This is a genomic window from Methylobacterium komagatae (assembly GCF_042661665.1).
Taxonomy (GTDB): Bacteria; Pseudomonadota; Alphaproteobacteria; order Rhizobiales; family Beijerinckiaceae; genus Methylobacterium; species Methylobacterium komagatae.
The window spans coordinates 5,300,634-5,324,321 of the sequence record NZ_JBHSWN010000001.1; the positions used below are offsets into that span (position 1 = coordinate 5,300,634).

Consider the following 23,688-nt stretch of genomic DNA (forward strand, 5'->3'; position numbering starts at 1 on the left):
CGGCAAGTACCGTGACGGGAGTGATTTCCTGGCCGTTGGGGAGTTTGATGACGGGCCTGATCGTTCTCGTGGGCATGCTGCGCTCCGCTCAGATATCACCTGGATAAAAAGAAGCGAGCTGAATTGCGGTTCCGGCTGTGCCGCAGGTTCGGAGCGAGATTGAGCAGCAGGGCTTCGTCCGAATCGCGAAGCGTTGGGTCGTTCACTGCGATGGCCACCCGCCGGCCCCCATCCCGATCAGATCATGGGGGAGCGGGGACAGTCCGATCTTGTTGGCTGGGCGGCAGACAACGCGGCTGCCTCTTTCATGTCAGCCGATCATGCGCGGGTTTTCCGTGACTCACGCCAAGCCTCAATGGTACTCGGCATCTTATAGAGCCTGATTGCCCTCGCTATGATCCCGTCATGAATAAATTGCGTCGCGCTATCTTCACCCTGACCACGAACCAGAAGCTTCCGTGGGCATGTCTGCTATTTGAAACGCTGAGAACACATAATCCAGAGTGCGATCTCATCTTAGGTCTTGTTGATCGGGCGCATGATGGCAGCTACCCTGAGGGTTGCAAAATTATATCTGTCGAGGATATTAGGCTGCCTGATGAAAAGAGCTTTCTATTTCGGTACAGCGCATTCAATTTATGTACAGCTGTAAAACCCTATTATTTTAAGTACCTCTTTGAAATGGGCTACGAAAAGGTATTGTATTTTGACAGCGACATAGCTGTCTTTCAAACGCTTGACCGATACTTTGGGCTTATGGAAGCTGGGTCTGATTTCATTTTGACGCCCCACCTTTTGAAGCCGACAGTCAAATCTGATCTACCGGACGATATTGCAATACTTCGGCACGGCACCTTCAATTTAGGTTTCATCGGCATCGCTGCATCTGCCGAATCAATTCCACTAGTTGATTGGTGGGCTGAGAAGCTTCAATTTAACTGCGTGACATTGATCGAAGAAGGTGTTTTCGCAGACCAGAAATTCATAGACCTAATACCATCGTTTACGAGTAAGATTTCTATCGTTAGGGACCCTGGTGCGAACTTCGCCTATTGGAATATGTTGCGACGGGTTGTTTCGTTTGAGGACGAGCGTTTTTATATCGATAGCTTACCGCTAATATTCGCACATTTCAGCGGCTTCGATATTCATGATTTAGGGCACCTCTCGAAGTATGGGGCGAGGGTCGAGCCGGAGGAAACCCGAGGATTGGAAGCGCTCATCCTATGGTACGCAGATAAGCTAAGGAGTTTTTCGGCAGACTCATATGTTCCTGCACCTTATGCCTTCGGCTCATTCTATTCTGGAGCGGCGATACCGGATGGCACGCGAGAGAAGTTTCGCCAATCCGTATACGATCCGAATGAAGATCCCTTTGCGTGTAGTGCTCTGGAAGATGGCAGTTATGCATTCGTGCAACGTCAGCCGCCGGTTATCAAGCAAAGTACTAGGTTCGAAGAAACGCACGATCACCTGCTGGTGGCTCTTAGGGAATTAGACACGCGTACACATCACGCGTTCAGCCTTCTGCAGGAAAATGAGACCCTGAAAGCGAGGATCAGAGAGTTGGAAGGCCAAGGGGTCACAGAAAACGTGCAAGGGCCAAGTCACCGACCCCCAACACATTGAAGCAGGAGCGCGGACCGCTTCATCCACGCGTGTGCTCATCTCCCCACCGGCACGATGGGCGGGTGCGTCCGGCCGCGGCTCATGTCGTCTCGCCCAGGTACAGACACAAACGAGCCCACCGCAGCGAAGCCGGACGGGCAGAAGGTTGTCTCAGCAGGATCACCGGCGACGCCCGACGCGCTCTGAGTTGCAGGGTAGCCGAGGCTAAATGGACAAGGGCCAACAGCGCGGCGGCGGCTATCGAATCCGGCCGCAACCTCCCAAATCGCCTTCGTTGGCGCTTGACCGTTGAGTTCGCGCGGGGTGGATGGCAAACCCCGACGCGGTGCCCGACGGCCCAAGCCGATCGCATAGAAAGAACGAGCTACATGGCTGATCCTCTCCGCGACGCTCTCGACAACCGTTCCGTGGCCGACATCATCGCGTGGTCCATTCGCCGGAGCATTTGGCCGTTCGCACCGGACAATGGCGCAGGTCGCACGGGCCTTAACCTCGATGGTGTGAATCTTCTCGAGGTCGCCAAGACGGTCTTGGAGGACATGCAGGAGCCTCCGCGGAACGTGCTGGCCTCCATCCAAGAGCGCATCAACTGCAACGAACAGGATGCAAGGACGATCTGGAATGCCTGCGTCGGCTCAATGATCGCGAGCGGATCGGCGGACGCTAAGTAGCCCCGGGCATCCTCTGACAGTGCACAGCCAGCTACGGTAGCCTCAAGATGCTGACCTCAGACGCGCTCGGAATCCTTACAGCGATTTCCGAAGGCGACCTTTCGCGAGAGATCCCCGGTGCGCTGAGCCAGATCCAGCCGTTTACGCCGCTGGCTGTCGAACTCTCCCAGCAGCTATCGGGGGAGCGCCTGATTTCTCTGACCGAACTGGTGGCGAGTGGGCGCAAAGTCGAGCTCACGCCGACTGTTATCTGCCTACTGCATCAGTTCGCGAATAACGCCAGAAACGCGAATGAGAAGGCGGTCGCGATCTCGTGGTTCGAGAGGGTCCTCGAGATCACTCCCCACGACTTCAACGTGCGGGCGGCGCTCTCGGAGTACATGTCGGCCCATGAGGAGCCGGCGCGGCTGCTCAGGATCCTTTCGCCAGCCGTTGATATTTTCGTCGAGCGGTCGGCGGTCTACCGCGATGTCCTCGCGAGCTTCTGCCGCGTTGCGCTGCTTGAGGGCGATCGGAACGACATCGCGGTCGGCCTCCGTGCCTACGAGCGGATCACCGATACTCGCGCCGCTGCGCTTATCCGGCAGCGCGTCGAGCATACCCTGTCCTCCGGTGACGATGCCTCAACGAACGTCAGCGCCCCAATCAGCAAGGCGCTCCGGTCGCTCTGCGAGTACGATTGCCTGTCGGCCCTTGAAGCGCAGCTCGGGCAGCCGTTTGAGCCGAGCGAACGTTTCGCGACGCTCGTCGCCAAGGTCGCGCGTAGCGCTCTAACGGAAAACTGGCGACAGGCTTACCGCCTGGCTGCCGATCTCATGCGTCAGGTTTCCGATGCATCGCCGAGCGTTGATGCGACGAAGATCTGGCGGCAGGAGGGGCTAGATGCGCGTGCCCTCGACTTCCGTGAGCCGGTGACCGAGCGCCACTTCAACGATTTCACGCACGCCCTTTCGAGTTTCCATTCGGCCCCATCGCTGCCAAATCTGCAAAAATTTTGGACCTCGGCTGCTCGCGCAAGATCTGATCTGGAAGCCTTCAGGCTCGTCGGGCCGACTGGCCAGCGTGATACCGACGAGGCCGAGGCCACCTCGCGGCGCGAAGCCTACTATGCCAGAACCCAGCCCAGCGTGGCTGACGATGGCCGTAACGCGGCAACGGTCTGGTACTTCATCACTTGGCAGGACAACGTCGAACAGCTGGTTCGGCAGATCCTCGCGATCTACCATCCCAAGAACGTTTACGTCGTGTCGATTGGTGGACTTCGAGCGCCCCCGAGCCTCAGCCATCTGTCGATTTTGCTTAGCCTGCCCAACTTCCACTTGCTCTATCGCCCATCGGTGACCTGGGGCGGGCAGAAGCTGTTCTTCCACAACCTTTTCGAAGTCCTGCAAGCATTCAGCGAACAGGCGGAAGACCCGGCCTGGGTGCAGGTTCTCTGTCACCGCAGCTTCCCGCTCGTGAACCAAACGAAACTGCGCAAGGAACTGTCTGACACCGGTATCCTGAAGACCTTCATCGGCACGCGCCCATCGCACGCTTGGCAGATCGAATGGCCCGACGACGTCGTCACCGATCTCGATGCGCGTTTCGGCCGCGCGATGGACGAGATCTTCGAGACCGGATCAAGCCGTAACTTCCGAGAACTCATTCCCGATCAGTGGCGGCAGGGCGGATGCCGCTTTAACTTCGGCGACGAGGTGCACAGTTCTATTGGGGACTCCCGTACCGATGCCCATGACTATGCAATCTCCGCGATGTCCGGCGACCTGCGGTGGCCTTCGCTCGGACGCCTTACCGAGTTCGTTGATGTCGCGACTGAGTCCGGCGCCACCTACACAAGGCGGATGCACCCGATTGTAGTGGAGCACATCTCAAAGGTGTTCCGACGCCACCAGATGATGACCGGCGATCCATTTTTGCTGATGAATCAGCGGTTCGTTGAAACGGTGCTGACGAACGACGATGCTAAGGAGTTGTTCGCCGCGATGAACCCCGGCTTCGCGCCGGAAATGAACTTCTTTGATACTGTCATCGCGACGCCGGCCTATGGTGTGTCCGGTGAAGCAGGACACGTCTATCACCGGAACGAGCAATCGCAGGCGGCGACTGCGGTCGACATCGAACCCGCTGCATTCGCGGCCGATGCAAAGAAGCGCTACTACATGCGCAAGATGCTCGGTGAGCATAGCAAGGATTTCATCGAATATTTCAACGAGCGTGCGTCTGCGGATTGGGATGCGCGTAGCTACTATCTCAGCGGGTCAGTCGCCTCGCCCTCTTCCCTGCCGCCATCGACCTTCCCCTCGCTGGATCAGGCCATCGTTGATCGTTTGCTGGGTCGGCGATGCATGCTTCACAACCTGCATGGCGTCCTGCTCGGCGTGTTCTTCTTGATGCCGGGCGGCGTGGCTCAAGGCGAGGATGGCACGGAGGCGGCACGGTGGGCCTTCAACAACGGTACGCTTTCGGTTGTGTGGTCGTGGGGGGCGAAGAACTACCGCCGCATGACTACCGACGGAACGTCCCTGGTGCTCGTGCCGGCTGAAGTCGCCGAGGCCGCAAATAATTGGAGCTTGTTCCTCCGGTTCGAGATCGAGAGCATCTGCGCGACCGACGACATGCAGTCGAGCATCATCGACGTGCCTGACCTCGGGATCGAGGTAGGGCAGTACGAATGGGTCGGCAGCCATCTTTCGGAAGCGAGCGCCCTGGTGTCGTTCGACCGGCAAGCCCTGGAGCACTATCCCACGTCGGCCCAGCGCCATCTGGTGACGGTGCATGAGGCGAGGGTTGCGGCGTCCGGTGACACCCTATGCCTTGCGAGCGTCGACGGCTTCCCCACGCTGATCCGACTGAGCAACGTGTGGATTGCAGACGCACGGATCAGGTGCGTCTTCCAAGTCGCGTGCGCGGACGATCATCGGGCTTGGGAGGCTGCCAAGCCGGGTAGCGGCCAGATCTGTTTTTCGCGGGCGCATCTGGTCGGCGCCTACAGATTCCAGACGCTGGCTGGCGGCATGGAGGTGACGCTGGCCGAGGACGGGCGGCTTCAGGACGAGGCCGGGCGAACGGTCGGTGGGTGGTTCAGCCTCCCGGGCCGCATTCTCTTGTTCGGGCTGCCCGGCATGCGAGTGGCGCAAGCTGCTCGGCTCGTCATCCGCGATGGCCGCGCTTCGATCTCTGGCTGGGCCTGGAAAAATCTTAAGGACCTCGTCTCGTTCTCGGCGACCCCGCTCCCGTCGCGCTGACGTGGCCCAGACACAAAGAAGCCCGCCTCGGCGTCTGCCGGGCGGGCTCTGTCATTCGGTCGGTGATGGAGGACGATCAGGCGGTTCCTCGGCCTCGCTCCAGTTCTTCGGGGGACCGGTCTTCTGTCCCCAGATCACCCCGGCGGTGAACGTGACCGCCGACATCAGCAAGCCGATCAGGAAGCTGAGACTCCAATCCACGCGGGGCGGTGGGCAGGGCATCGTCAGCCGAACAGGTGCGGCGTGAACCCGGCCTGCGAGTAGCTATCAACGATGAAGCTGGCGCAGACCATCATGAAGACTGCACAGGCGACGATAACGCCCCATCGGATCCACCGCCGAGGGGGCACCCGTTCATCGCCGATCGCCTCGTCCGCGATGAGGTGGAAGTAAGCGCCACAGGCCACGAGAAAGAGGCCATAGGCGACGATCCACGAGTTCGCGAGCCAGGGCGGCATCCCGAGCCAGCGCCATGCGATCGACCACCACCGCCCGATCTGCGTGCCGCCCCATGACACGAATATGCCGAGTGCGAGCCAGTGGACTTTATGGAGCGGCAGGCGGCCCAGAAGGATATCCCGGGTGGTGGTGAAGTAGGCGACGCACACACCAGCCGCGAGCGCCACGATGGCCGCATTCAGCCACTCGATCATGTCTTCGGGGCCAAGAGCCCAAAGCCCGAGGGCGAAGAGCAGATTGGGGACGACGAACAGCGTCACCAGCCTCGTCTGAAGAAGCGCCTTCATCGGTCCCGTTCCAGCAACTGGTTGAGGGTGTCAATCCGTTCGTTTCGTCGTCGCTCTGCCGCGTTGGCGGTGACGCGAAGGTCGTTCACGCGGCGCTCGACCTTGCGCGCCTCGTTACCCACCGCGAGGGACGAGATCGCGTGGAGTTCGGAGGCGCGCTTCAGCGCTTCGTTCTCCACGCTGCACCGCGAGGGGATGAGCCGGCCGAACAGCATTTTGAGCCTCCGCAGCATCAGCGCGCCCCCGCGCGATAGGCCTGTTCCAAGCGCCCTACAGCGTCCGCCAAGCCTTTGATTGTTGCCTGTGTGCTTTCGTCCCCATGCTCGCTGTCTTTTGAGAGCAGCGCGATGACCCGCATCATCTCGACCTGCCCCTCGCGCAGGCTGGCCGTGATGGTCGCGATCTCAGTGTTGGTGCTGGCCTGCCGGGTCAGCGCTTCAGTTGCGAGGCGACCATCCGTGACGCGCGCCTCCTGGCATGCCTGCCAGCCCTTGTGCAGGTAGACGACGGCGAGGATCAGCAGCGCGCAGATACCCCAAGGGCCGTAGTCCTTGAGGAGGTTGGCGATCTCCAGGCTAGTCACGGGTCAGCGCCTGATCACACCTGGCAGCAGGGCCGTGATCTGGTTGCCGGTGCTCTTCGAGCCGGTGATCACGTCGGTGTCGGCGGCCTTGACCTGCATCATGGCACCGGTCCGACGATGCGTGATCGTCCGGATGTGCCGCTGCGGGTGGAAGAGCTTCGCGGCTCCTTGTCGAGCGCAATCAGCCCGGCCGCCTGCTTGAAGGCGATGTCTGCGATCTCCTTGGTCGGCGCGATCAGCAGAAACTCGGCGGCGGGCCGCTCATTCATGATCAGCGCCGTCACCATGATCGATGCGGCGCTGGACGACTTGGAGTTCTTCTTAGGAACGAGGAGGAAGATCTCTTGGATCATCCGGCGGTGCGTCTGCGCATCGTAGGCGCCGAACAGCGCTCGCACGATGGCGCGCATCCAGTCCCCGGCGGCCTCGGCCATTGTCGGCGTGCCGATCACATCGGGGATGCGCAACCGGTTGAAGATGCGCTCGGCCTTGTCGGCCTGATCGGTGAAGAGCGGAAGATCGGGGACCAGCGGTCGCCGCGCGAGGAGCCGTTCTTCCCAGTCAGGGCAGGCGGTGTTCCACATCGCGGCTTCAGTTCAGCGCCGGGGCCTGACCGAGATCGTCGCCCCATTCGGTGCCGACGCCAGCGGTCTGCGCCGCTTCCTGCGCCTCCTCCTTCTTGCCTCGGCGCATCGGCATATCCGGTTCCGCCTCGACCGCGCGCTGGGCGCCAACAAGTCGGGTGAGGTCGTGCAGTTCCTTGATCAGGGTCGCGTTGCCCGTCCTGGCCTTCGCGAACATCAGCCCAACCACTTCACGGCGTCGGCGCGCGTGGCCGTGCAGGAGTTCGACGCCGAACCGGGCCGTCGAGCTGTTCGAGAGTGCATCCGATCGCGTCGGCGATCACTGCCTGGGGCTCACCGAGAGCGACAAGCTGCTCGACCTCGAGGGCGAGCTCGTCCGGCAAGCCCTGCGGCGGCGCCTTCACGAATGGGGACTTCGGCGTCCGCTTAAGTCGGCCGTTCGCCTCGCGAGCGCCCGGCTTCGCGGGCCGACCCCTTTTCCGGGGGCCATTATCGGACATGATTTGTGACCGTCCAAAATTAATTCTGCGAATGGGTTGGCATCCGCCGACGAAGCCGCGACGCTGGCGACTTCTTACCCCCTACTGGGGTGGCCAAAAACGATTTGTTAGCGCGACCTGCGGTGCTTCACCTCGGTGCAAGTAGCGGCCCAGTTCATCTTTGCGCAGTTCCCAACAAGCGGCATCCAAGCAGCGCTGATGGTTGTCCCTGATGTCGATGATGTCTCTATCGTCTTGGATTGCGCGCCCAATCCACATGGATCGCGTTTCGGACACCTCATGCTCTGACACAGTAGCCACGTCGAGAACATCACGCATCAGATCAGCCTCCATCAGATCGTAAGGCCTCGTTCTCTTCGCGCTGCTTCGCCGAGTTGTGGTGATGGGCGCACAGAGACTGGAAGGGACCGGCCCAGAAGGCCTGCACATCGCCACGGTGTGGCGTGACGTGGTCACAGACGGTGGCACTCACCGCGCGCCCATCCTCGTCCATGCAGAGCCGACACAGCGGCTCGCGGGTCAGCTGCTCTCGCCTAAGGGCACGCCACCTCGTCGAGGTGTAGAGGCGATCAACGGGGCTCTCGCGGCGACGGACGCGGCCGTAGGCCTGGTCAGGTGTCAGGCCCATCGTGGCGTTGCCGTAGCCTACCCGGGTGTCGAGGGTGGCAATGCGGGGCTTGAGGCTGTTCAGGCGGGGCATGTGGCCTCATCGGGGCCACATGCCGCTAGGGCTTAGGCCAAGATCGCTGAAGGCAGAGTCCGATCAAAGAGGGGGCTCTGTGCCTCCCTCGGCCTCATCCCATCCTTCGACCCGCTGAGCGGGGAGTACAGGCAGAGACGGTCCAGCGCCGATGACGACGCGGACCGCATAGATTCAGAACCGAATAAGGGAGTCAAGGCATGACGGCCCAATCTCAGTCTTCGCCGCCATCCTCCTCAACATCTTCATCGTCAACTTTGTCCTCTTCTTCCTCTTCCTTGAGCAGCGCCTTTTCGAAGTTAACTATGGCCGAGTCGAGGGCATTTTGATGCACGGACCACCAATCTTGCGCATTCATCCCCCGATCTTCATCTGGAAGATATCTTACAATCTTATATTCTTCAGTATATCTTTTCAGGCCTTTTAGTGTCGTTCTTGCGTTGTTCAGATAAAATCGAAAGGTCCAGTAATTGGCGTTTTTGTCCTGCTGATAAGCAATCGTGTTATTCTCGATGAGATTTTTTAGGAAAATCTCTGCATCCGCCATCATCATTCCTTGCTGGCGGTCGATGTCGGTCAAGAAAACTGCGCGCCACAACGAAAAATTGACACCGAGTAATGATTGTGCGGTGTTTCTAAAAATCTTATGATCGACAAATATCTCTTTATGGATTTGAAAAAGCTTATATAACTCCACAGACGAAGCTTGATTCTGAGATCTGCTTTTTACTAACCATTTCAAATCTTCCAAATCTCTCGTCGGCTTCTTAAGGCCAGTAACTGAGACGCTTTTCTTTCCCATAGTACCTTCCGTGTCGACAGTAAGTGTATTGATGCGGTAGAAACATGTAATATCTCTAAAGTTACGTGTTTAAGGATGCGTAAGACTCACGCCCGCTCGAACTGCGCCCGCTCCAACTCGACCGGGGTGGCCCGCCCGAAGATCGACACGGCGACCTTGAACCGGTTCAGCCGATCGTCGGCCTCCTCGACGATGCCGGGGAAGCTGGCGAAGGGGCCATCGACCACCATGACGTGCTCTCCGATCTCGATCCGGTCGTGGTCGTCGAGGATTGGAACCGCACCGATCAGCGCATTGGCGAAGCGCCGCATCTCGGCATCGGGCAGCGCGACCGGCAGGATGGCTGGGACGCGTCGCTCGTGGCCTGCGCCGTCGATCAGCGATTCCGTCCGCTCGACGTGCTCGACCGTCCAGGCCCATTCGCGGTCGTCACGCAGGCCAAGCGTGCCGAAGACCCGCCGCTCCATCAGCCAGGGATGCTCGGCGGCAAGCTCCTCCAGCTGCTCGCGGTAGGCCAGCCCGACGAACACGGTCCGGTCGAAGAGCGGCATCCGGATCTTGCGGACCTGTCCTGAGGCCAGCCTCTGCTCGACGTCGTCGGTCGGCCGGAAGAATGGAATCTCAGCCTTGCGCAGCCGCTCGGTCAGGTCGTGGGCGTGACCGACACAGGCCTCGACCATGATCCAGACCTTGCCCTCGGGTAGATCGTGCTCGGCGCGGCGAGCAGCGATGCGCTCGGCCTCGCGTTCCCGCATCTCGCGCTGGTGCCGCTCACGGGGGCTCTCGGATTGACCGTCGCCGCGCACCGGGCGGTCGCCGTTCCCGGCCGGGCCGATGTAGCCCCGGCGATCGAACCGCTTGCGGGCGGCCTCCTGCTCGCGCTTCAGCCGCAACCGCTGCTTCCGGGTCAGTCTGCGCGTCATCGCTGTGCTCCCGTCGCCGTCTGGGTCAAAGAGCGACGAGCGCAAAGCAGCGCGGGGCTATTCCAGCCCGTCGCGGTGATCGAAGGCTGCAAGCATCTGGCGGGCCCAGTCGCATTCCGCGACGTGAGCGAACTGGACCAGCGCAGCGCGGATCGCGTCCGGCGAAGCGTCTCGGCAGAGCCAGACCGACGCGAAAACGCCCGCAGGGTGATCCAGCGCATGGCTTCCGGTCGTCCATTCGGCCGACATGGCACCTGCTGAGCACGACAGGTATTTCGGATCGCCGACGCGACGATCGGGCCGCATCCGCCGGTCGAGAACCAGGACGTCACTGCCGCCGGCACGATCTGGCCGCGTCGGATCGTCGTTCCAGCAGATCTCGGCGAACCTTGCCGGTATTCGGGATTCGGGCATTCAGACCTCCTGTGAGCCGATCCGAATCTGGGCTTGGCAACGCTGATGGCCATGGCCTGCCCCCTCAGTGCCGCGCCATGGCGTAGCCGTTGGCTGCCGCCCGCTCGGCAGGGCTCATCGCCCGCTCGGCGTCGACGATCGACCGCGCCTCGTCCAGCACCTCTTCCGGCGTCGTGCAGTCGGGGTGATCGGGCTTCAGGGTCGTCGGCCAGCAGGGTGCCAGCGACCCCGGAAGTGGTCGACCGCCATGGTGAGCTGATGCTTTCGGACGTCGTCGGGCGTCGGCAAGCGGGTCGGTTCGTCGGGCGCTTGCCGGTGCGTTCGCCGAGCCTTGGGCGCCGCCTCGAGCCGATCCTTCGCGGCCCGCCGGATCCAGCCGACCAGCGAGCGCCAGTTGCGGGGCCGGAACTCCCGATCGTCCATGGCGGCTGCGATGCCCGCGGCGATGTCGGCCCGGGTCAGCCCCTCGTCGAGCAGCGCCTGGATCGGTCGGATGTTCAAGTCGGTGACGACGGGCTCTGTGCCGACCTGGCTTCGCAGCCATAGGCCGAGTTCGGGCTCGTCGGGCAGGGGCGCCGAGGCCTCGGAAGCGAGCTCGCCTCGCGTACGATCGCGCGTACGACCGGCGCTGGTATCTTCTCCCTCCTATTCCTCTCCCCCTCCTCCTCCACCTCCATCTGTTTTGACTTTTCCGCCTTTTGCGGAATCGGGACCGGTTGAACCTCTTCGAGTTCCCCACCAGCCTCATCTTCAATGTCGTCGAGTTCCCCACTCGGCTTGTCTGAGCCGACGTAGGTTCGGAACTCACCATTGATGGGATGCACCGGGCGCGGCTTTTTGGGGCGCTGAAAGCGACAGAAGTTCCGAACCGCGCCGTACTTCTTGCCGCCTGCGGAGAACTGCCGGATCAGATCAGCGTCGGCCAGTTCCGCCAGCAGCGCCGCCATATCGAGGTTATCGGCGGGGAAGAGCCGCATCTTGATGGTGATCGGCTTCCACTCGAACACGCCCTGATCGTCGCATTCGGTCCACAAGCCGATGCCAAGGAGCCGCGCCTCGAAAGAGACGGAGACCCAGGCCTCGTCCGTGAACCAGCCGGGATGGATGCTGCGGATACGCGCCATGATCAGCCTCGGAAATGAAGGTCGCGGACGGCGTTCAGCGCCGGATCGATCCAGGCCCGCACGATGTGGTTCGAGCGGCCGGCCCGGTTCTTGTCGATGATGAATTCGAGCCCGTGGCGATTGGCGCGATGGTCCTCGATCGCCTTCGCTTCGCCGTTCCGGAATGCCGGGGAGCGCTCGATGTAATAGGCGGGCCGGTAGAGGAAGATTACCGCGTCCGAGTCCTCCTCGAACGCTCCTGCGCCGCGCAGATCGGCAAGGCCGGGGCGTTTGTCCTCGCGGGTTTCGGGCCCGCGGTTCAGCTGCGCCAAAAGCAGCACCGTCGTGTCGAGGTGTTTGGCTAGGGCGAGCGCGCCGTCGGCAACTTCCTTGAAGCCCTCGTCCTCGCGGTTAAAGTTGCGGGAGAACTTCACGATGTGCGCGTGGTCGATGACGACGAGGCCGAGCGGGATGTTGCGGCGGGCGTAAAAGTTGGCCAGCCGATCGGTCGACGCCGCAATGTCGCCGATGGTGCGCCCGCCGCCGTCCTCGATGTGGAACGGTAGATCGCGCGTATCCCGGGCGGCCATCGCGACTTGGTAGGCGTCCCGGTCGTTCAGCGCCCGACGCTTCTGGATTTGCGAGAAGGAGATCTCGACGCCGAGGTCGAACAGGTGGCTGGCTGCGATGCGAGCGGCGATCTGCTTCCGCGACATCTCCAGGGAGTGGTAGATCGCAGCGTGACCGCCGCTGGCCACGCAACGGCCCATTTCGACCCCGACGACCGATTTGCCGACCGAGGTCCTGGCGCCGATGGTCAGGAGGAAGGACGGGAGCAGGCCTCCTCCGATCTCCTCATCCAGCGCCGCGATTCCGCAGGACGGCGGCGGCCGGTCCTCGCCTTGCAGGCTTGCCTGAATGTCCGTCACGAGCGCGTGGCTCGCCTCGTCCAGGCTGACCGAGGTCACCTTGCGGTCGACGAACGCCGAGCGGATCGCGTCGATGCGGGCGTAGATCCGATCCAGCGCTGGGCCCGGAACGAACCCGGTGCCCGGCGTCACCGAGCCCGTCGCGGCGTGAAGCTCGCGTAGCTGCCAGATCTGCTGGACGATGCGGGCGTATTCGACCGCTTGGGCTGGCAGGCCGTCGATGGCCAAACCGGTCAGGTAGGATCCGAAGGTCTTGCCTCCGAAATCCTGGCCCCACACCTCGGCGCCGATCGCGGCGCGCACTCGCATCAGGTTCGGTGTGTCGCCCGCCGCAACAACATCGGCGATGGCGGCCCACACTATCTTGTGAGGCTGCTCGTAAAAGTGCTCGACGGCGACCAGGGCTTCGACGCGCGGATAGACCTCTGGGTGTCCGAGAATGGTGCCGATGAGGGCCTGCTCGACATCAACATCGGCGATCGGGTTGGTCTGCGCGGAAGGCGCCGCGGCACGGCCGACGCGGAAGTCGTCGAGAAGCGCAACGGGGTTGCTACCGCTTGGCATGGTGATCCCGAACCCATTCCAGAGTGCGCAGGGCTGCTTCCAGGCCGGGCAGCGTGGCCGCCGTACAGCCGGTGTCGGGTGGCAGGGTCTTGCCTTGCCGCGTCAGCTCCTCACGGCGGCCGAGCCAAGCCTTCCGGTTGACGATGACGAGGCTGACCTCGGAGATCTGCTCGTCGATGCTGACACGCTCGCTCATGCCGCACGCCTCTTCAGCCGAGCTGGAAGCATGTCCTCCGGCATGATGATCGCGTCCCGTGACAGGCGCGGCGGGATCTCGACACCGTCGGCGTAGAAGCCGCGGCCCGGCTCGGGATCGCGGGGGTCGTCGAGCACGTGCGAGATCAGGCCGTAGCGCTCGGCCGCCTCGAGTACCTGCTCGTAGGTGCCGGCGTAGGCGACGGTGCCGGAGCGGATGAGAGCCCAGCGCATCGGCTCACTCCGCAGCTATCGGGAGGGCGGCGGCGGGCGCGCCAACGATCATCGCGGCCGAGCCGATGCGTCTGGCCGACATCGCCGCATATTCTGGATTGAGCTCGATCAGCGTGGCGTCGAGGCCGCGTGCATCCGCGACGAGCCCAACTGTCCCGGCACCGCCGAATGGATCGAGGACGCGCCCTGGGACGGGCGGCGTGACGCTGCACAGGCCGTGGCACCCGGGATGGGGAAGCGCATGACCGCAGAGACCGCAGGCCTGAGATGGAACGCCCGCCTTTATGCAGCGCTCGGCGAGTGCAGGCGGGAAGGTCGCGAAGTGCGCTTCGCGATAAGCTCGAGGAGCGATCGTCCAGACGTTCCGCGCATTGCGGGTAGCAAGCGGCGACAGGCTCAGTTCTGCGAGCGCTGCATCCATGCTCGCGTTGTTCTTCGTGCCGCTGCCGGGCCGCGCAAGCTTCCGCGAGACCGGTACACGGTCGACGTTCTGGCGCGAGTTCGGCCCAGGCCGCTTGATCCGGTTTCGCCCTCGGTCGGATTGATCAGGGTCAAGGCGGTCTAGGCGACCCCAGCCAACCCCGGTGTCGGTACCGCGGGCCGCCGCGCGGACATGCGCGCCACCGGTGACCGGCTCCCTGATCGCCTCGTGATTGTAGAAGTAGTCCTCGCTCTTTGAGAGCAGCCAGACCTTCTCGTGCGACGAGGTCGGACGGTCGTAGACCGATTCCGGCATCGGATTCGGCTTATGCCAGATGATCTCTGAGCGGACCCACCACCCATCATCCTGGAGGGCGATGGCGAGCCGGTTCGGGATCATGCAGAGGTCTTTGGGCTTAAGGTAGCCGCCGGCCACGATGCGTCCGCCGTGGTCGCTCGCGCCGTTGCCCATGTTGTTCGACGAGCCGACCCGCAGCGTGCGCGCGTATGCCGGGTCGAAGATCGGCCCCACCGTCGAGAAGGGCTTGTCTCGAAACGTCCGATCATCACCGACCACGTCGGCAGCGGCCCGGCCGTTTGGCGACGCGGCGTAGCAATCGCCGTAGTTCAGCCAGAGCGTGCCTCGAGGTTTCAGCACACGCCGAACCTCGCGGAAGACGGACACCATGACGGCGATGTGCTCGCCCAGCGTCCGCTCAAGCCCGATCTGGCCAACGACGCCGTAGTCGCGCAGCCCCCAATAGGGTGGCGAGGTCACGACGCTGTCGAAGTAGGCGTCGGGAAGAGCGCGAAGCTGCTCGCGCACGTCGCCGACGAGTATGCGGACGGTCATGCCGCCCTCCCGCCGAGCGGCCCGAGCCGCAGCCGCGAGAAGCGAGGCGCCTTCTCATCAACGACACAGGCCCAGAGCGCGAGAGCGTCGGCCGCGTTGTCGTCTTTGGGGTCCCACCCGAACCGCTGGCACATGGCGATCATGTCGCCCTTGGTGGCGTGCCCGTGCCCGGCGAAGGTCTTCTTCACGCTGGAGTTGCCGTGCTCGAGGCACTGCACGTCCCGGCGGTAGCAGGCGATTTCGGTCTGCCAGCAAAGCCCCATGAGCTTGCGGGCCGTGTTCGCGTTGCCGGTCCCACTGACGAAGGGGCCTCGAACATGACCAGCGCCGGGTTCTCCAGCGTGATCATGTCGAGGAGCCATTGATCGTAGGCGTCGCCGAAGCGCCCGATCCCGTTCCCGGTCGACGGGAGCCGATACGAGCCGTAGTGCGGCTCCGCGTCAGGCGCCCCGCAGGCCCAGCCGAGACGGGTCGCCAAGTCCAGGGTCAGGATCTTCGGCAGGGCCATGGTCAGTGCGCCAGCTGCTGAATGCCGCCGCGCAGGGCCTTGGTGTTGCGCTCGACTGCCTCGTCGTCGGCTTTCGCCTTCGCGGACTGCTCGGAGCGGCGCTTTTCCTCGTCGCCCTCCTCGGCGGACTCGAACAGATCCGGCGGCGAATTAAGCTGAAGCTTCGCGCGGTAGTCGTCGAAGGCGCGAAGGTAATCGGCGCGGGCCGCGTCCTCCATGCGCGAGAGCTTCCGGCAGTCGTTGAAGGCCTTCCGGTGGACGCCATGGACGTCCTCGGCCTTCTTGACCGCGGCGCCGAGTTCGCCGCGGGCGGCGTCCATGTTGGACTTGTGCCCGTTGCAGACCCCGATGAGGCTCTGCAGGACCGGCGCCGCGACGCCCGTCTGCTTCTTGCTCTTCGTGCTTTTCAGCTTCTCGGCCATCGCGGGCCTCCATGTCGCGCGGGAGCGCCCCGCGTAGGCGGGCTGGTCAGCCGGGGAAGCGGTGGACGCGCGGTGGCGCATCGACGTCAGCGCGCACGGCAGGCAGCCCGTCGACGAAGGCACGGACCGCGAGGATGGCCACGTCTTCGACAGTTCGCCCACACCGGGCCGCCTCGGCCGACAGGCGGGCATAGAGATCGGCCGGGAGCATCACGGCATCGGACGCGGTGGATTGCAGTTCGATTGCGCGGGCGCGGCCGGGGAGCGTGCGGATATGCCCGCGCTCCTCAAGCTGAGCGATCAGCCGGGCGATCCCCGATTTGCTCTTCAGGTCGAGAGCGCACCGCATCTCTTCGTATGAGGGTGGGACGCGATGCTGACGGACGGAGTGCTCGATGAAGTCGAGCAGTTCGCGCGCCTTGCCGGTCAGGCCCATGTGCGAGGCGGCCATCGGTCAGAGTCCTCGCCGCTCTGCCGCAGCAAGGTCGCGAAGCGCGCGCGCCGTTCGCTTCGCCTGCCGAGCCGTACTGACGACCTCATCAAGTGCCGCAAGATCGGTCGACGGAATGGCTTGAGCGGCCAAGCGTTCAAGGCGATCCGCCAGAGCCGCAGCCGCTCGAAGTTCCTCACGAAGCGTGCGGTTTCGATGCTCATGGGCCGAGCGGATGGCGTCCATCTCGGCGGCATCGATCCGGCGAGCTTCGCGCCGCCAGATATCTTCGGCACGACCATAGCTGACCCGCCTCTCCTTCGGCAGAAACTGGTTCATTGCGTTGGCCGCGCGTGTGATCGCGGCCTTCACGGTGTCGCCGACCGGTCGTGGCTCGGCGATTTCGTGCAGCAGGCGTGAGGCGACGTCGGTCGGCATCAGGCGAAAGCCCTCGGACGATTTTTCCGAATGCTCGGTACGGGTCTCCGACATCTCGGGAATGCTCCAGTGCAATGTGATTGCACCGGAGCGGAGCGACCGAGATGGACAGAGCGACGGCTACGCACGGCAACACAGGCACCCCGGCCGACAGCTGGCAGGCGGGAAGGCAGAGGTGCGGGAGGAGGAAGCCGGGCGGTGCTCACGCGACCGCTCCGGCTATGAGGCAGGCGAGGCCGAGGCCAAGCATGGTCGCGGTGGCGCGAACGACAGATCGATCCAGCAACCCGTCGCTCGCGCGCACGCCCCAGCCCAGGCCGCCGACAAATCCGGCGCTGAACAGGCACATCACAGCGAGGCTGAGAAAGACGATTTGCGCGGCCATTTCAGGCGCGCCCCGAAAAAGGCCGGAGCCCAAAGGCCCCGGCCAGTGCAGGGAGAAAAACGCCATGGAGGGCGTGCCCGCACGGGGCCCCGGTTCGGCAAGCCGCCGGTATGGGGATGAGGCCGGCCATCAAGCGGCCTCTGGCTGACAGATAAAATCAGCAGCGGTGATCTCGCCGCCGGATCCCTCGACAATCTTTCGGATAGTCGCACCTCGGGGATCACGCTCACCCTTAAGGATCCGCGTTATCGTCGACGGCGGCACGCCGATCTCCGCCGCGAAGACCGCAGCCTTAATCTTGCGCTTCGCGAGGTATGCAGCGAGGTCCATTCCTCATGGATTTGCCATTTGGCGAAAAAAGTCAACCAGAAGTTTGCCGATTGGCTCTGGATTGCGGAGCGGGCGCCGGGGATTTTCGCCAGATGGATCTCCCTGAAATAAAACTTCGCAGAAAAGCCAAAGGCCTTACGCTGGAACAGGTCGCCTCGATGGTTGATCTATCCGTGTCGCAAGTTTCTCGCTTCGAAAGCGGGGAGCGAGAGCCAAAAATTAGCGAAATATTCAAGCTTGCCGAAGCTCTTGATTGTAGTGTTGAGGATTTGATAGGTGAAAGGAAGATACAACCTACTCTATATTCATGGACATCGGGTTCTGCGAAGAAAATGCTGCTTCCGGTTCCGGTGATCGGGACGACGGCGGCGGGTGTGTTTCGTGAAATCGTCGAATTTGACGATGCCGAGCCTGAGTATGTTTTTGAATTAGAGGATGAAGATTATCCAAAAGCACGTCGATTTGCCCTGACGGTCGAAGGCGACAGCATGGATGCCGCCGATCCACCAATGCCTGATGGCTGCCGGGTGATCTGCGTAGATTTTGAGCAAACCGGCCAGCCGATCACTGATGGTTTGGTAGTCGTGATTCAGCGGACGCGCGAAGGCGGTCACCTGCGAGAATGGTCCGTGAAAGAAGTTGAACTTCACGACGACGAGGTTTGGTTCTGTCCGCGCTCAGCAAATAAGAAGCATCGCCCAATCAAAGTGCCATTCTCTCCCGAAGCGAATGAGTGGAACTCGCTGGAAGTCATTGGACTTGTGCGGGATGTATCAATGCGCGTTCGAAGAAGCCCGCGGCGCAGACAATCACCTACGCCAGCGTGATAGTTTCCCCGTAATCCACAGGCAGCGCTTCGGGCGTGCAGAACGGCTCGACTCCCTGAGGCCGAGGGGAACAGAATGCGAACATCGTGGCGGTGTGGATGCCGATGTTCCAAGAAGTTCCGACAATCCGAGCGCGCTTCACTATGCGGCTGCGCTGCCATAACTGCCACCACATGACGAAGCGGCTGATCGAGTCGCCCGATCTTGAGGACGCTCCCGCGACCGTCGAGGAACTGCTGGAAAGCGCATGGCTCCAGCGTCAGAATTTCGGATGCGGCGAGTGCGAGAATAACATTGCTACCCTGGTGGCGGTGAAACAGGAAGAGCTTCACACGCGGCCCGAGTAGCTCGGGCGCTCGTTTCGCCAAATGGCAAAAATCTCTTGACGCCGATTTTGCCATTTGGCTAAATTGCTACATCGCCACCCCGCGATGGAGCGTCAAGTGCTCAGCACCCTTCACACCTACCTCGCCAGTCTGCCCGCCGACGACGCGCTGATCGCCTCCGTCCTCGTCGCGCTGGTCCCGGCCCTCGTTCTCTTCGCCGCCGGGTTCGAAGCCTGCCGCGCCGCTGACCGCGCCGCCGCCAAGTCGTGGGCCCAGTGATGGCCGCCCGCCCGCGCTTCGCCAGCCCGGCCCAGGCCATTCGCGCCTCAGCCGCTATCCGCCGGGCAGTCACCGCTGCCGGCGCCGCGCGCCTCGCCGCCCGATTGGGTGTGCGCGTCACCTCGCTGCCAGCCTGGAACTTCTGCCCGGCCGAGCACGTCGAGGTCGTCGCTGACGCCTCGGGCGTCTCCCGGCACGACCTGCGGCCGGATCTCTACCCGCGCACGACGACCGCTCGCGACCTGACTGGTGGCGAGGCGATGGCCGCGCACCTGATGGCCGGTGAGCACTTCGCGCGGACCGGTCGGTGCCTCTCGGCTGAGGGGGTGCGGTGATGGAGCGCCCATACGACCCATGCCGCGGCCCATCCTGGCCCATCTGGACTCGCCGCCGCGTGCGCCGCGCCCGCTACGTGCTGCGCTTTACCACTCGCACCCGAGGCCCGTCGCCTGCGATGCGCGCCGCCCTTGCGGCCTTCGAGGATCACGCCCGGCGCTGGGTGGCCGCTCGCGTCGAAGCTCTGGGGATCGGTGGCCCGGCCCCTGTCCGCGATACGCGCCTCGACCTGTCGGCCGGATCGCGTCCTGCCTGTCTCACCGGGGGCTCGTTGTGAACGCGCCTGTCCTCTCCTTCGTCCCGGCCCCGACCGAACCGCATTCGCCCACCGAGCGCCTGATCGCTCACGGTGAACTGACGGTCGCCGCCGACGCCTTCGGGCATGCCGTCGAGGCCATGCGCTCGGCCGCCTACTTCTTCGAGCGCGCCGCCCAGCGCGGTGGCGGATACGCCAGCGACGTCGAGCGCGTCGAGCGCCATCGCGAACTGCTGCGCGAGGCCACTCTCAAGATCGATGCCGGGCTCGCCGAACTGGCCAACCGGCCCGGGAGGCGCGCGTGAGCCCCTTCCTTTGGTTCGGCTCTGCGCCGCCTTCTGGTCCGCCTTCCTGCCCGCCCGCGATCTGCCGACCGGTGTCACGGACATCCGTGAAGGCCACGCGATCCGCGCCCGGCGCGCCGAGCAGCGGAGGCGGCTGTGATCCTCTGCCCCTTCGATCCCGATCAACTCGCACCCATCGCGGCGCTGCGTGCCCAGGAGGCGCTTGTGCAGGCTCCCAACTCGTTCGCGGCGCGCATGGCGCTGCTCGGCCATCCCGGCCCCTACCAGTCCAGCCCGAGCAATCCCGGCCTCATCCTCGACCGGGCCCGGCATCCCATCGAGCACGTCATGCCGACGATCAGCGGAGGCCCGGCGCGGCGGGAGGCGGCCGAGATCACGGCGCTCGCCCTGAACCGGCTCTGCGGGTTCGTCGCCGTCGAGGACAAGCTCGACCCAGAGCACATCGACGACGTGCGCGCCGAGTCCGCGCGGTTCCAGACGCAGGCGCGGCCTGCCGAAGCCGCGGAGTAATCGAGATGTACAACTGGTTTGAGCGCCCGACCAAGGCCGACGTCCGCCACCACATAGCCGGCGTTGCGCCTGCGGTGGTCTACACGATCGGAAAGTACGAGGTCACGGTTCCGGTCGCCTCCGAGGAGGACGAGCCCGCCGTCACGTACCGCGTGCCAACCGACAATCGCGGTCGCGATCCGCGCCACACCTTCCCGAACATGGAGGTCTGCGACGGCGAGCCCGGTTTCCGATTTCCGATCTGGTGGACACCGTTCTGTCGCGCATCGAGCCCGCCGAAATCGCTCGGGCGCTTTGGGCGAACGACGAGGTCAAGGCGGCCTTCATGGACTGCCTCGCTGACCGTTGGTGCGAGGGCGGCATTGATGACAAAGATCGTCGGGCCTTTCTCGCCCGCGTTCAGGAAGCGGTTCACGGCGCAGCGCTTGATCGCCTCGCTAAGCAGATGGCGGAAGCCGAGTACGAACTGACGCGCCGCGCCCACCACGTTGATGAGGTTTGGCGCATCAATGAGACGCTGCGCGAGAAGGACGTCAGAGTCCTTCGATCGGTTCGCGGCGATGATGGCGAGCGGACCACGCAGATGGTCCTGCTGCAATTCGACGACCGCTGTCATGCCGTCCGTAAGGACGACGGCACGGCAGTGCTCGGCGATTTTCAGATCGGCGGTCGCAGCTGGACCGAGGCCCGCGAGTTCTGGCGCGCTGAGGTGCTGAAGCGCTTCCCGACGCCGGTCGCGTCGGCGGAGTGACCGTCATGCAGACCGCAATCGCCTCCAACATCCAGATTCACGAGGACCTGTACCAGGGCAGCGACGAGTGGGTCGCCGCCCGGTGCGGGATGCTCACCGCGAGCGAGATGCACCTGATCGTCACGCCGACCTTCAAAGCGGCGAAGAACGAGAAGGAGCGTGCGCACCTCTACGAGCTTCTGGCCCAGCGCATCACCGGTTTTGTCGAGCCCCATTACATCAGCGACGACATGCTGCGCGGGCACGACGACGAGGTCGAAGCCCTCGGCATCTACGCCCAGCACTACGCGCCGACCGAGCACGTCGGCTTCATCGTCAACGACAAGTGGGGCTTCCGGATCGGCTACTCGCCGGACGCGCTCGTCGGCCGCGATGGCCTCGTCGAGGTGAAATCCCGGCGCCAGAAATTCCAGATCGAGACCTTCGTCACCCACGCGGTCGCGGGCACGATTCCGAGCGACTTCGTCATCCAGATCCAGACCGGCCTGCTCGTGTCCGAGCGGAAGTGGTGCGACTTCGTCTCGTACTCGGGCGGCCTGCCGATGGCCGTCATCCGGGTCTTCCCCGACGCCGCCGTGCAGGACGCGATCATCACCGCCGCCACCGCTTTCGAGGAGCGGCTGGCCGAGGCGCGCGACCGCTACGAGCTCGTGCTCGCCAACACCCGCGCCGTCCCCACCAAGCGCATCAACCGCGAGATCATCCTGTGACCGACCTATCCCAGACCATTGCTCCCAAGAGCACGCAGCTCGAACGCCGACGACCTGATCGGCGGCCCCCGCACGATCCGGATCACGAAGGTCGCGCGGTCCACCGAACCGGACCAGCCGATCGCGATCAACTTCGAGGGCGACGGCGGCAAGCCGTACCTGCCGTGCAAGTCGATGCGCCGCGTCCTCGTGACGGTGTGGGGCAACGACGGCAACGCCTACGTCGGCCGCAGCATGACGCTCTATCGGGACGACAAGGTCCTGTTCGGCGGCATCGCGGTCGGCGGCATCCGCATCAGCCACATGACCGACCTCGAGCGCGAGATGACGCTGGCGCTGACGGTCACAAAGGCCCGGCGCGCCCCTTACGTGGTGAAGCCGCTTCGCGTCGAGCAGGCGGCCGCGCCGAAGCGGACCAAGGCCGACTTGTTCGCCGATGCCCGAGCCAAGGCGCGCGAGGGGTCATTTGCGCTCGACGAGTGGCGCGCTGGCCTGCCGGATCGCGCTCGCGCCGCCCTGGATGAGATCGCCGCCGAACTCCAGGCCACTGCCGAGGCCGCAGATGCCGAGGCGGACAACGCGGGCGGCAACAGCGGCGCCGATCTCGAAGGGGAGGTCGTCTGATGACTCGCACCCCGCAGCAAGCCGCCGCCGAGGCGATCTTCGATGCCTACGAGGACCGCTCGACCCTGACCGAGGCCGAGCAAGCGATGAAGCCCGCCGAACTGGCGGCCACCCGTGCGATCGCAGCGATGGAAGCCGCCTACCAGGCCGAGGAGCAATCCGACGGCTGGGAATGGGCCATCGTCGAGGTGATGGGCCACCGCCGCCACGTCGGCCGCATCCGAGAGGAGGAGCGCTTCGGCGCCAAGATGATCCGGGTGGACGTGCCGATTGACGGCGACCCGGTCGCGAAAGGCTGGCGCACGCACTTCTACGCCGGGTCGGCACTGTTCAGCGTCTCGCCCTGCACCCGTGAGGCCGCACTGAAGACGAACAAGCCCTACGAGCGGCCCGCTCTGCTCGCCCTGCCGCGTCGTGAGGAAGATGACGCCGACCCCATCCCGTTCTGAGGGCCGAGCCGATGATCGTCCACCGCTCTCCATTCCGCCCGGCCGCGGCCGCTCCGAAGACCACGCAGTTCCAGCGCGACCTGCGCGAAGCCCTCGCCGGGGCCAAGCGGCGGCAGCGGCCCGTCACGCTGGTGCAGCTGCGGGGGATGGCGAAGACGCAGGATTCGGGAGGGCACTCGTGATGGCGGCGGCTCATACCTACGGCGGCGTGCCCGTCCCCTACACCGTGTCGTGGTCGGCGGAAGAAGTATTCCGCGTTGATCGCTGCCAATATGCCGGGGGCCCGGCTATCTGCCAGGAGGTCGCTCCAGGGCAGGGCAAGCCGCAGTTCGGCAAGCCGCATAGCCAGCGCCAACGCGAAGCCATCTCCGACAACCTGTGCGACCTGTGCGGACGCACTCTGCGCAACCGGACGAAAGTTTCGCTCTCTCACGCGCGGCCCCGCATGAATGCGGCCGAGGGCATTGCCGTCCTGCAGGTCGAGCCGCTGCTGCATCGCGAGTGCGCGGCGGTCAGTCTGCGACATTGCCCGTCTCTGAAGCGTGACGTCGCTGCTGGAACGGTGGCGATCCGGCAGGTGACACGGCATCGCGCGCAGATCGCGATCATGTCGCCCGAGTTCGTCGCGACCTACGTGCCCGGCTATCAGGCCGCCCCGCACGAGAAGGTTGCCGGGCATGCGAAGGTCGAGCCCAAAAGTGGGT

At 63.7% G+C, this 23,688-nt stretch carries 38 protein-coding genes; 16 read left to right on the forward strand and 22 right to left on the reverse strand.

The window, feature by feature from the left end; genetic code table 11:
- Positions 1-405: 405 nt before the first annotated feature.
- The 3 genes from ACFQE0_RS26055 to ACFQE0_RS26065 all read left to right on the forward strand — a co-directional run bounded on the left by ACFQE0_RS26055 (position 406) and on the right by ACFQE0_RS26065 (position 5,548).
- Positions 406-1,629 carry a putative nucleotide-diphospho-sugar transferase gene (locus ACFQE0_RS26055; protein ID WP_378974881.1) on the forward strand — a complete coding sequence of 408 codons (1,224 nt, stop codon included), beginning with the start codon at positions 406-408 and terminating at the stop codon, positions 1,627-1,629.
- A 368-nt stretch (positions 1,630-1,997) separates the two neighbouring features.
- Complete coding sequence (locus ACFQE0_RS26060; RefSeq protein WP_378974883.1) at positions 1,998-2,300, forward strand: hypothetical protein; 303 nt, start codon at positions 1,998-2,000, stop codon at positions 2,298-2,300.
- 47 nt (positions 2,301-2,347) lie between these two features.
- Positions 2,348-5,548, forward strand: a complete 3,201-nt coding sequence (locus ACFQE0_RS26065; protein ID WP_378974885.1) for a hypothetical protein — start codon at positions 2,348-2,350, stop codon at positions 5,546-5,548.
- 51 nt (positions 5,549-5,599) lie between these two features.
- Here ACFQE0_RS26065 and ACFQE0_RS26070 read toward each other — a convergent pair whose 3' ends face one another.
- The 22 genes from ACFQE0_RS26070 to ACFQE0_RS26175 form a co-directional block, all read right to left on the reverse strand.
- Positions 5,600-5,749 (reverse strand): hypothetical protein, encoded by a 150-nt coding sequence (locus ACFQE0_RS26070; RefSeq protein ID WP_378974887.1) that lies wholly within the window; start codon positions 5,747-5,749, stop codon positions 5,600-5,602.
- Between the two features lie 23 nt (positions 5,750-5,772).
- Positions 5,773-6,294: a hypothetical protein gene (locus ACFQE0_RS26075; protein ID WP_378974889.1), complete on the reverse strand. Its 522-nt coding sequence runs from the start codon at positions 6,292-6,294 to the stop codon at positions 5,773-5,775.
- Positions 6,291-6,509 (reverse strand): hypothetical protein, encoded by a 219-nt coding sequence (locus ACFQE0_RS26080; protein ID WP_378974891.1) that lies wholly within the window; start codon positions 6,507-6,509, stop codon positions 6,291-6,293. The genes ACFQE0_RS26075 and ACFQE0_RS26080 overlap by 4 nt, the downstream gene beginning before the upstream one ends.
- 17 nt (positions 6,510-6,526) lie before the next feature.
- On the reverse strand, positions 6,527-6,877 hold the full coding sequence (locus ACFQE0_RS26085; RefSeq protein ID WP_378974893.1) for a hypothetical protein: 351 nt from the start codon (positions 6,875-6,877) through the stop codon (positions 6,527-6,529).
- A gap of 98 nt (positions 6,878-6,975) precedes the next feature.
- Positions 6,976-7,461, reverse strand: coding sequence for a terminase large subunit domain-containing protein (locus ACFQE0_RS26090; protein ID WP_378974895.1), 486 nt, complete (start codon positions 7,459-7,461; stop codon positions 6,976-6,978).
- 7 nt (positions 7,462-7,468) lie between these two features.
- A complete protein-coding gene (locus tag ACFQE0_RS26095; RefSeq protein WP_378974897.1) occupies positions 7,469-7,678 on the reverse strand; it encodes a hypothetical protein in 210 nt (69 codons plus the stop codon).
- A 605-nt stretch (positions 7,679-8,283) separates the two neighbouring features.
- Positions 8,284-8,661 carry an HNH endonuclease gene (locus ACFQE0_RS26100; protein ID WP_378974899.1) on the reverse strand — a complete coding sequence of 126 codons (378 nt, stop codon included), beginning with the start codon at positions 8,659-8,661 and terminating at the stop codon, positions 8,284-8,286.
- A 214-nt stretch (positions 8,662-8,875) separates the two neighbouring features.
- Positions 8,876-9,463, reverse strand: a complete 588-nt coding sequence (locus tag ACFQE0_RS26105; protein ID WP_378974901.1) for a hypothetical protein — start codon at positions 9,461-9,463, stop codon at positions 8,876-8,878.
- Between the two features lie 86 nt (positions 9,464-9,549).
- Entirely contained in the window at positions 9,550-10,386 is an 837-nt protein-coding gene (gene nusG, locus ACFQE0_RS26110) for a transcription termination/antitermination protein NusG (RefSeq protein ID WP_378974903.1), read from the reverse strand.
- Between the two features lie 57 nt (positions 10,387-10,443).
- The gene (locus tag ACFQE0_RS26115) at positions 10,444-10,800 is read right to left on the reverse strand and encodes a hypothetical protein (RefSeq protein ID WP_378974905.1); all 357 of its coding nucleotides are present in this window, start codon (positions 10,798-10,800) and stop codon (positions 10,444-10,446) included.
- A gap of 195 nt (positions 10,801-10,995) precedes the next feature.
- Complete coding sequence (locus ACFQE0_RS26120; RefSeq protein ID WP_378974907.1) at positions 10,996-11,301, reverse strand: hypothetical protein; 306 nt, start codon at positions 11,299-11,301, stop codon at positions 10,996-10,998.
- Positions 11,298-11,924, reverse strand: coding sequence for a hypothetical protein (locus ACFQE0_RS26125; RefSeq protein WP_378974909.1), 627 nt, complete (start codon positions 11,922-11,924; stop codon positions 11,298-11,300). The genes ACFQE0_RS26120 and ACFQE0_RS26125 overlap by 4 nt, the downstream gene beginning before the upstream one ends.
- A gap of 2 nt (positions 11,925-11,926) precedes the next feature.
- A complete protein-coding gene (locus tag ACFQE0_RS26130) occupies positions 11,927-13,396 on the reverse strand; it encodes a replicative DNA helicase (protein WP_378974911.1) in 1,470 nt (489 codons plus the stop codon).
- Positions 13,383-13,592, reverse strand: coding sequence for a hypothetical protein (locus tag ACFQE0_RS26135; protein ID WP_378974913.1), 210 nt, complete (start codon positions 13,590-13,592; stop codon positions 13,383-13,385). Before ACFQE0_RS26135 ends, ACFQE0_RS26130 begins: the two co-directional genes overlap by 14 nt.
- Positions 13,589-13,825, reverse strand: coding sequence for a hypothetical protein (locus ACFQE0_RS26140; RefSeq protein WP_378974915.1), 237 nt, complete (start codon positions 13,823-13,825; stop codon positions 13,589-13,591). The genes ACFQE0_RS26135 and ACFQE0_RS26140 overlap by 4 nt, the downstream gene beginning before the upstream one ends.
- 4 nt (positions 13,826-13,829) lie before the next feature.
- On the reverse strand, positions 13,830-15,098 hold the full coding sequence (locus tag ACFQE0_RS26145; protein ID WP_378974917.1) for a DNA-methyltransferase: 1,269 nt from the start codon (positions 15,096-15,098) through the stop codon (positions 13,830-13,832).
- Positions 15,095-15,361: a crossover junction endodeoxyribonuclease RuvC gene (locus ACFQE0_RS26150; RefSeq protein WP_378974919.1), complete on the reverse strand. Its 267-nt coding sequence runs from the start codon at positions 15,359-15,361 to the stop codon at positions 15,095-15,097. Before ACFQE0_RS26150 ends, ACFQE0_RS26145 begins: the two co-directional genes overlap by 4 nt.
- A gap of 247 nt (positions 15,362-15,608) precedes the next feature.
- Entirely contained in the window at positions 15,609-16,028 is a 420-nt protein-coding gene (locus ACFQE0_RS26155; RefSeq protein WP_378974921.1) for a hypothetical protein, read from the reverse strand.
- Positions 16,029-16,074: 46 nt separating this feature from the next.
- Positions 16,075-16,479, reverse strand: a complete 405-nt coding sequence (locus tag ACFQE0_RS26160; protein ID WP_378974922.1) for a LexA family protein — start codon at positions 16,477-16,479, stop codon at positions 16,075-16,077.
- Positions 16,480-16,482: 3 nt separating this feature from the next.
- Complete coding sequence (locus tag ACFQE0_RS26165; RefSeq protein ID WP_378974924.1) at positions 16,483-16,950, reverse strand: hypothetical protein; 468 nt, start codon at positions 16,948-16,950, stop codon at positions 16,483-16,485.
- Positions 16,951-17,098: 148 nt separating this feature from the next.
- The gene (locus ACFQE0_RS26170) at positions 17,099-17,281 is read right to left on the reverse strand and encodes a hypothetical protein (protein WP_378974926.1); all 183 of its coding nucleotides are present in this window, start codon (positions 17,279-17,281) and stop codon (positions 17,099-17,101) included.
- Positions 17,282-17,410: 129 nt separating this feature from the next.
- Complete coding sequence (locus ACFQE0_RS26175) at positions 17,411-17,611, reverse strand: helix-turn-helix domain-containing protein (protein WP_378974928.1); 201 nt, start codon at positions 17,609-17,611, stop codon at positions 17,411-17,413.
- 5 nt (positions 17,612-17,616) lie between these two features.
- On the opposite strand from ACFQE0_RS26175, the gene ACFQE0_RS26180 reads away from it, so the two are divergent.
- The 13 genes from ACFQE0_RS26180 to ACFQE0_RS26240 all read left to right on the forward strand — a co-directional run bounded on the left by ACFQE0_RS26180 (position 17,617) and on the right by ACFQE0_RS26240 (position 23,166).
- Entirely contained in the window at positions 17,617-18,438 is an 822-nt protein-coding gene (locus tag ACFQE0_RS26180) for an XRE family transcriptional regulator (RefSeq protein WP_378974930.1), read from the forward strand.
- 86 nt (positions 18,439-18,524) lie between these two features.
- Positions 18,525-18,785, forward strand: a complete 261-nt coding sequence (locus ACFQE0_RS26185; RefSeq protein ID WP_378974932.1) for a hypothetical protein — start codon at positions 18,525-18,527, stop codon at positions 18,783-18,785.
- A gap of 96 nt (positions 18,786-18,881) precedes the next feature.
- Complete coding sequence (locus ACFQE0_RS26190) at positions 18,882-19,043, forward strand: hypothetical protein (protein WP_378974934.1); 162 nt, start codon at positions 18,882-18,884, stop codon at positions 19,041-19,043.
- Positions 19,043-19,378: a hypothetical protein gene (locus ACFQE0_RS26195; RefSeq protein ID WP_378974936.1), complete on the forward strand. Its 336-nt coding sequence runs from the start codon at positions 19,043-19,045 to the stop codon at positions 19,376-19,378. The genes ACFQE0_RS26190 and ACFQE0_RS26195 overlap by 1 nt, the downstream gene beginning before the upstream one ends.
- 59 nt (positions 19,379-19,437) lie before the next feature.
- Positions 19,438-19,656 carry a hypothetical protein gene (locus ACFQE0_RS26200; protein WP_378974938.1) on the forward strand — a complete coding sequence of 73 codons (219 nt, stop codon included), beginning with the start codon at positions 19,438-19,440 and terminating at the stop codon, positions 19,654-19,656.
- On the forward strand, positions 19,653-19,940 hold the full coding sequence (locus ACFQE0_RS26205; protein ID WP_378974940.1) for a hypothetical protein: 288 nt from the start codon (positions 19,653-19,655) through the stop codon (positions 19,938-19,940). The genes ACFQE0_RS26200 and ACFQE0_RS26205 overlap by 4 nt, the downstream gene beginning before the upstream one ends.
- A gap of 10 nt (positions 19,941-19,950) precedes the next feature.
- Positions 19,951-20,079, forward strand: a complete 129-nt coding sequence (locus ACFQE0_RS26210; RefSeq protein ID WP_378974942.1) for a hypothetical protein — start codon at positions 19,951-19,953, stop codon at positions 20,077-20,079.
- Positions 20,076-20,450 (forward strand): hypothetical protein, encoded by a 375-nt coding sequence (locus ACFQE0_RS26215; protein WP_378974944.1) that lies wholly within the window; start codon positions 20,076-20,078, stop codon positions 20,448-20,450. Before ACFQE0_RS26210 ends, ACFQE0_RS26215 begins: the two co-directional genes overlap by 4 nt.
- A gap of 244 nt (positions 20,451-20,694) precedes the next feature.
- Positions 20,695-21,201: a hypothetical protein gene (locus ACFQE0_RS26220; protein WP_378974946.1), complete on the forward strand. Its 507-nt coding sequence runs from the start codon at positions 20,695-20,697 to the stop codon at positions 21,199-21,201.
- 5 nt (positions 21,202-21,206) lie between these two features.
- Complete coding sequence (locus ACFQE0_RS26225) at positions 21,207-21,911, forward strand: lambda exonuclease family protein (protein ID WP_378974948.1); 705 nt, start codon at positions 21,207-21,209, stop codon at positions 21,909-21,911.
- An 18-nt stretch (positions 21,912-21,929) separates the two neighbouring features.
- A complete protein-coding gene (locus ACFQE0_RS26230; RefSeq protein ID WP_378974950.1) occupies positions 21,930-22,535 on the forward strand; it encodes a hypothetical protein in 606 nt (201 codons plus the stop codon).
- Positions 22,535-22,984: a hypothetical protein gene (locus tag ACFQE0_RS26235; protein ID WP_378974952.1), complete on the forward strand. Its 450-nt coding sequence runs from the start codon at positions 22,535-22,537 to the stop codon at positions 22,982-22,984. Before ACFQE0_RS26230 ends, ACFQE0_RS26235 begins: the two co-directional genes overlap by 1 nt.
- Positions 22,985-22,995: 11 nt before the next feature.
- A complete protein-coding gene (locus tag ACFQE0_RS26240) occupies positions 22,996-23,166 on the forward strand; it encodes a hypothetical protein (RefSeq protein ID WP_378974954.1) in 171 nt (56 codons plus the stop codon).
- Positions 23,167-23,688 lie beyond the last annotated feature (522 nt).